Annotated in this window: 4 protein-coding genes and 1 pseudogene; all 5 read left to right on the top strand. The window is 40.1% G+C overall.

All coding sequences use genetic code 11. The annotated features are described in order from the left end of the window. A complete protein-coding gene (locus HMPREF9425_RS03210) occupies positions 1-1377 on the top strand; it encodes an ABC transporter permease (protein WP_003096722.1) in 1377 nt (458 codons plus the stop codon). Between the two features lie 71 nt (positions 1378-1448). Next, positions 1449-2102 carry a response regulator transcription factor gene (locus HMPREF9425_RS03215; protein ID WP_003096725.1) on the top strand — a complete coding sequence of 218 codons (654 nt, stop codon included), beginning with the start codon at positions 1449-1451 and terminating at the stop codon, positions 2100-2102. Next, positions 2099-3402 (top strand): annotated as a pseudogene (locus HMPREF9425_RS03220) (sensor histidine kinase). The gene HMPREF9425_RS03215 and the pseudogene HMPREF9425_RS03220 overlap by 4 nt, the downstream one beginning before the upstream one ends. A 227-nt stretch (positions 3403-3629) precedes the next feature. After that, positions 3630-5240, top strand: coding sequence for a glucan 1,6-alpha-glucosidase DexB (gene dexB, locus HMPREF9425_RS03225; RefSeq protein WP_003096731.1), 1611 nt, complete (start codon positions 3630-3632; stop codon positions 5238-5240). A 128-nt stretch (positions 5241-5368) separates the two neighbouring features. Beyond that, positions 5369-5926 (top strand): NAD-dependent epimerase/dehydratase family protein (locus HMPREF9425_RS03230; RefSeq protein WP_003096733.1); only part of this gene is annotated, 558 nt, incomplete at its 3' end.

The raw sequence follows: 5926 nt of genomic DNA on the forward strand, positions 1-5926 counted from the left end.
ATGTTTCGAAACGCTTTTGCATATATTACACGAAAATGGTCAAAGTCACTATTACTGTTAATTATTATTCTTTTGATGAGTACTCTTAGTTTGTTAGGACTTGCTATGCGAAGTGCAACCCAAGAAGCTGCATCCAAGAGTCTAGGGTCAATTACCAATAGTTTTTCAATGCAGATTAATCGTAACACGAATTCTGGAACTCCTCGAGGGGCTGGAAATCTTAAGGGAGAAGATATTAAAAAGATTAGTGAGACTAAAGGGATTGTTTCGACTATAAAACGGATAAATGGTATTGGTGATTTACTAGATCATGAGATTATCGAAACAGAGCAAACGCTACAAAATCAGTCGCCAGAACGTGCTAAAAATTTTAAGTCTACCTTGATGTTGACAGGAGTCAATGACTCATCAAAAGAAGACAAATTTGTTTCAGGTGCTTATAAACTAGTTGAAGGAGAACATCTAACCGATAAGGATCATAATCAAATCTTAATGCACGAAGCTTTAGCTAAAAAGAATGGTCTTAAAGTAGGAGATAAAGTAAAGCTTAAATCTAATCTCTATGATGCTGATAACGAAAAAAGGGCTGATGAAACAGTAGAAGTGACTATCAAAGGTTTATTTTCTGGTCAAAATAAAGCAGCCGTTACCTATGCTCAGGAGTTGTATGAAAACACCCTCATCACTGATCTAGACACAGTAGCAAAACTCTATGGTAATACTGTAGAAACGGCTACTTATGAGGATGCCACTTTCTTTGCTAAAGGCGATCAAAATCTTGATTCCTTGATAGCAAAGATTAAAAAGTTGAATATTAACTGGTCCCTCTACGATCTTGTTAAGAGCTCGTCAAACTACCCTGCTTTACAGAAATCTATTCTTGGGATGTATCGTGTGGCAAACCGTATGTTTATTGGAAGTCTCATTTTTACAAGTTTATTGCTAACCCTTCTGTTAATTTTATGGTTAAATGCTCGTCGTAGAGAAGTTGGTATCTTTTTGGCCTTGGGACTTAAAAAGACACAGGTTGCGGGTCAATTTTTAATAGAATTGCTGATGATTGCCTTACCAGCCTTTCTTTTGTCATATGGTTTAGCTAGTTTCTTTGCCGAAAAAGTTGGTAATACAGTCCTTTCCAATGTAACAGAAGGTATCAATAAGCAAATGACCAAAGAATCTCTAGCTGCAAATCTTGGTGGAGGGGCTGAGGCAGAAAGCTTCAGTAAGACTCTAACTCAGATTCATATGACAGTCCAACCTAAGCAACTTTTGGTAGTCATTCTAGTCGGTGGCTTTATCTTAAGCTTGGTATCCTTGATTTCTTCTCGCTGGCTTCTTCACAAGAAACCCAAAGACCTCTTAGTTGATGTTGAATGATAAGTTTGCTGCATCTATAAAAAACGGTATAATGGAAGAAAGAGACCATATATAGATTAAAAGGATAATGTATGAAGATACTAATCGTAGAAGATGAAGTCTTGATTCGAGAAGGGATGAGCGACTATCTCATGGAATGTGGCCATGAGGTCTTTGAAACAGGTGATGGTCATGAGGCCCTGGACCTCTTTTACAGGGAGATGCCAGATCTTGTCTTGCTGGATATCCAGCTCCCAATCCTCAATGGTCTGGAAGTCCTCAAGACTATCCGAAAGACTAGCTCGGTCCCTGTTTTGATGCTGACGGCCTTTCATGACGAGGACTATAAGTTGACAGCCTTTGGAGAGTTGGCAGATGGCTATCTGGAAAAGCCCTTCTCCTTGTCTCTATTGAGAGTCCGTATCGAAGCTATTTTTAAAAAGCTCCAACCTTCCCGGGTTTTCACATATGGAGATGTGCGGGTGGATTTTGAGAGTTATACCGCCAGCCTAGCTGGGCAAGCTATTTCCATGAACGCCAAGGAGTTGGAAATCTTGGAATACTTGCTCCAGCATGAAGGCAAGGCACGGACCCGATCTCAGATCCTTGATGCCGTCTGGAAGGAGACTGAGGAGATACCTTTTGACCGGGTGATCGATGTCTATATCAAGGAACTGCGAAAAAAACTAGAGCTGGACTGTATCGTTACGGTACGCAATGTCGGCTATAAATTGGAGAGACCATGACCAAACGGAGTATCTTTGTAAAGATCTTTCTGATAACCTTCGCCCTCTTTAGTGGCTTAGTTATCCTGTTACACGCATCCGTCTACTTTATTTTTCCATCGACCTATATCGAGTCGCAACGTCAGACGATTTTGAAGAAATCGCAAGTCTTGGCTGACAGTTTTCAAGGTCAGGAAGTGGGGACCATTGAGACGGTTATTGCCCTCTATTCTAAGACTAATGATATCAAGGTCTATATTAAGGGCAAGGAAAACAAAATTCATTAGAAGTCAAGGATGACCTCCTCCTCAATCCATCTAGCCAGAATAATTCCCTGGTCATCGAAGAGCGAAAAATTCAGACTAAAGAAGGACAAGACTTAACCTTGCAATTTTTAGCGACTGTCGATTCGCAAAAGGAAGCGCGAGATATCAGTCTGGGCTTTCTTCCCTATACACTCCTTGCTTCTTTTGTTCTGTCGTTGATTGCCTCCTATCTCTATGCCCGCATGATTTCTGCTCCAATTCTTGAAATCAAGCGGATGACCAAGCGGATGAAGCGCCTGGATCGGACAGCCAGTCTCCCCATTGACTCGCAGGATGAGATCGGCGTCCTCAAGCAACACATCAACGACCTCTATCACCACCTTTTAGAAGTGATCGACAATCTAGAGCAGCAGAAACAGGAAAATCTGAAGTTGGAGCAGATAAAGGTCGAATTTCTAAGAGGAGCTTCGCATGAACTCAAGACGCCTCTAGCTAGCTTGAAAATTATCCTAGAAAATATGCGAGATAATATTGGTCGCTACAAGGATCGAGACCGCTATCTATCGGTTTCCCTCGATATCGTCGATGAGATGAACCAGATCGTCCTGGAAATCTTGTCCCTATCTTCTGTTCAAGAATTAGGTGATGATAAGGAGTGGATTCAGTTAGATGATGTGGTAAATCGCATACTCACTCAAAATCAAGTGTTGGTTGAGACTCGCTCCCTATCAATTGACAATTATCTTCCGGCAACTAGTATTTTCATGAATTTAGCTATTTTGAAACTAGTTCTCTCAAATATTATCAGTAATGCTGTCAAGCATTCTGATGAGGGGGGAGTGGTTCGAATAGGTTTAGAAAATGGAGGATCTGATTTTGTCATTGAAAATACAATTGTATCTAAAGAAAATACTTCAACTAAAGCTCAATCTAAGAAAGAAGGAGGATTAGGACTTTTTGTGGTCAAATACCTTCTAGAACATGAGGAACTTAGCTATAGATTTGAGGAAAGTCCTACGGGGAGGCGCTTTGTTATGGTCTTGCCCAAAAAGTAAAAAGTGACGGTTAAGGCATTAACTGTCATTTTTTGTATTAAGATTAGTAAATGCTAACCTTACATTTCAATTCTATTATTTCTCAACATTACCAAAAGTTTAAGAAATCTGGAGTATAGGTCATTGCAATGTTTTAAACAATGAAAGAGAACGCTTGCATAAATTCTGGAAAAACGTAAAATAGAACTGTCAGACTCAGGATGATAATAAATACTAGGAGTAGAATCATGCAAAAAAATTGGTGGCATAAAGCTACGATTTATCAAATTTACCCTAAATCTTTTATGGACAAAAACGGTGATGGTATCGGTGATCTCAAAGGGATTACCAGTAAGTTAGACTACTTGCAAAAGCTCGGAATCACAGCCCTATGGCTTTCGCCTGTCTATGACAGTCCGATGGATGACAATGGCTATGATATCGCTAACTATGAGGCTATTGCAGATATTTTTGGAGACATGAGTGACATGGATGAACTTTTGGTGGAAGCCAAAAAGCGTGATATCCGAATTATCATGGATTTGGTGGTGAACCATACGTCTGATGAGCACGCATGGTTTATCGAGGCGCGTGAAAATCCAGAAAGTCTTGAACGAGATTTCTACATCTGGCGAGACAAACCTAATGAGTTAGTATCTATCTTTGGTGGATCCGCTTGGGAATATGATGAGACATCAGGCCAATATTATCTGCATTTCTTTAGTAAAAAACAGCCAGATCTCAATTGGGAAAATCCACAGTTGCGCCAGAAAGTTTATGATATGATGAATTTCTGGATTGATAAGGGAATCGGTGGTTTCCGCATGGATGTGATTGATATGATTGGTAAGATTCCAGATCAACTGATTGATACAAATGGTCCAAAACTTCATGATTATATCAAGGAGATGAACCAGGCAAGCTTTGGAAAGCACGACCTTCTAACAGTTGGTGAAACCTGGGGAGCAACACCTGAAATTGCTAAACAGTATTCAAATCCAGATAATCAAGAACTTTCCATGGTTTTCCAGTTTGAACATATTGGACTTCAGCATAAGCCAGATAGCCCTAAATGGGAGTATGAGAAGGAGTTGGATGTTTCAGCACTTAAGGCTATGTTTAATAAATGGCAAACGGAGTTAGAGTTGGGACAAGGGTGGAACTCACTATTTTGGAACAACCATGACCTGCCTCGTGTTCTCTCAATGTGGGGAGATACTGGTGTCTATCGTGAGAAGTCAGCCAAGGCCTTGGCTATCCTCCTTCATCTGATGAGAGGAACACCTTACATTTATCAAGGTGAAGAAATCGGCATGACCAATTATCCTTTTAAAACTTTGGAAGAATTGAATGACATTGAATCTCTCAACTATGCCAAAGAAGCTCTCGAAAAAGGGGCATCGATAGAAGTTATCATGGACCAAATCCGTCAGGTGGGTCGTGACAATGCTCGAACACCAATGCAATGGGATACGTCTAAAAATGCTGGATTTAGCATATCGGATAAGACTTGGTTATCTGTTAATCCAAACTATAAGGACATAAATGTTGAATCAGCCCTTGCCAATCCAGAATCAATTTTCTATACATATCAAAAGCTCGTAGAGCTTCGTAAAACTCAAGATTGGTTGGTCGATGCTGACTTTGAACTCTTGGAGACAACTGACAAAGTATTTGCTTATATTCGAAAAACCAAAGATAGCAGCTATCTAATTGCAGTTAATCTATCAGACCAAGAACAAATTTTTGATTATAATTTTGATGTCGAAGAAGTCGTCATCTCAAATACCGAATTAGAGCCAATTACAGATCAAGGCAAACTCCAAGCCTGGGATGCTATTTGTGTGAAAGTGAAATAGAAAGAATAATGGTTGTTAACTAACTGTTGGCGACCATTTTTCTCTTCTTTTCCCTTACTTAAATCACGTTAGTCCCATGGGCTAGAATTATGTTATAATAATAGAAAAATAAGAAAAAGGTAAATTTTATGGCAATATTAGTTTTAGGTGGGGCTGGTTACATCGGTTCTCACATGGTGGACCGTTTGGTTGAAGCGGGGCAAGAAAAAGTCGTTGTTGTGGATAACTTGGTGACTGGTCACCGTGCGGCAGTTCATCCAGACGCTGTATTCTACGAGGGAGATTTAGCAGATCAGGACTTTATGCGTAAGGTCTTTAAGGAAAATCCTGATGTCGATGCCGTTATTCACTTTGCGGCCTACTCACTTGTGGCTGAGTCTATGGAAAAGCCACTTAAGTATTTCGACAATAACACTGCTGGTATGGTGAAGTTGCTTGAAGTCATGAACGAATGTGATGTTAAATACATTGTCTTTTCATCAACAGCTGCAACTTACGGTATCCCAGAAGAAATTCCAATTCTTGAAACAACACCGCAAAATCCTATCAACCCATATGGTGAAAGTAAGTTGATGATGGAAACTATTATGAAGTGGTCAGACCAAGCTTACGGCATCAAGTATGTCCCTCTTCGTTACTTTAATGTAGCGGGGGCTAAGCCTGACGGTTCTATCGGTGAGGACCAT

It is taken from the genome of Streptococcus vestibularis ATCC 49124 (genome assembly GCF_000188295.1).
GTDB lineage: Bacteria > Bacillota > Bacilli > Lactobacillales > Streptococcaceae > Streptococcus > Streptococcus vestibularis.

What these genes read in the sequence shown, in the direction of transcription:
- HMPREF9425_RS03210 (WP_003096722.1), top strand. Translation starts at nt 1, where the DNA reads ATGTTTCGAAACGCTTTTGCATATATTACACGAAAATGGTCAAAGTCA.
- HMPREF9425_RS03215 (WP_003096725.1), top strand. Translation starts at nt 1,449, where the DNA reads ATGAAGATACTAATCGTAGAAGATGAAGTCTTGATTCGAGAAGGGATG.
- dexB (WP_003096731.1), top strand. Translation starts at nt 3,630, where the DNA reads ATGCAAAAAAATTGGTGGCATAAAGCTACGATTTATCAAATTTACCCT.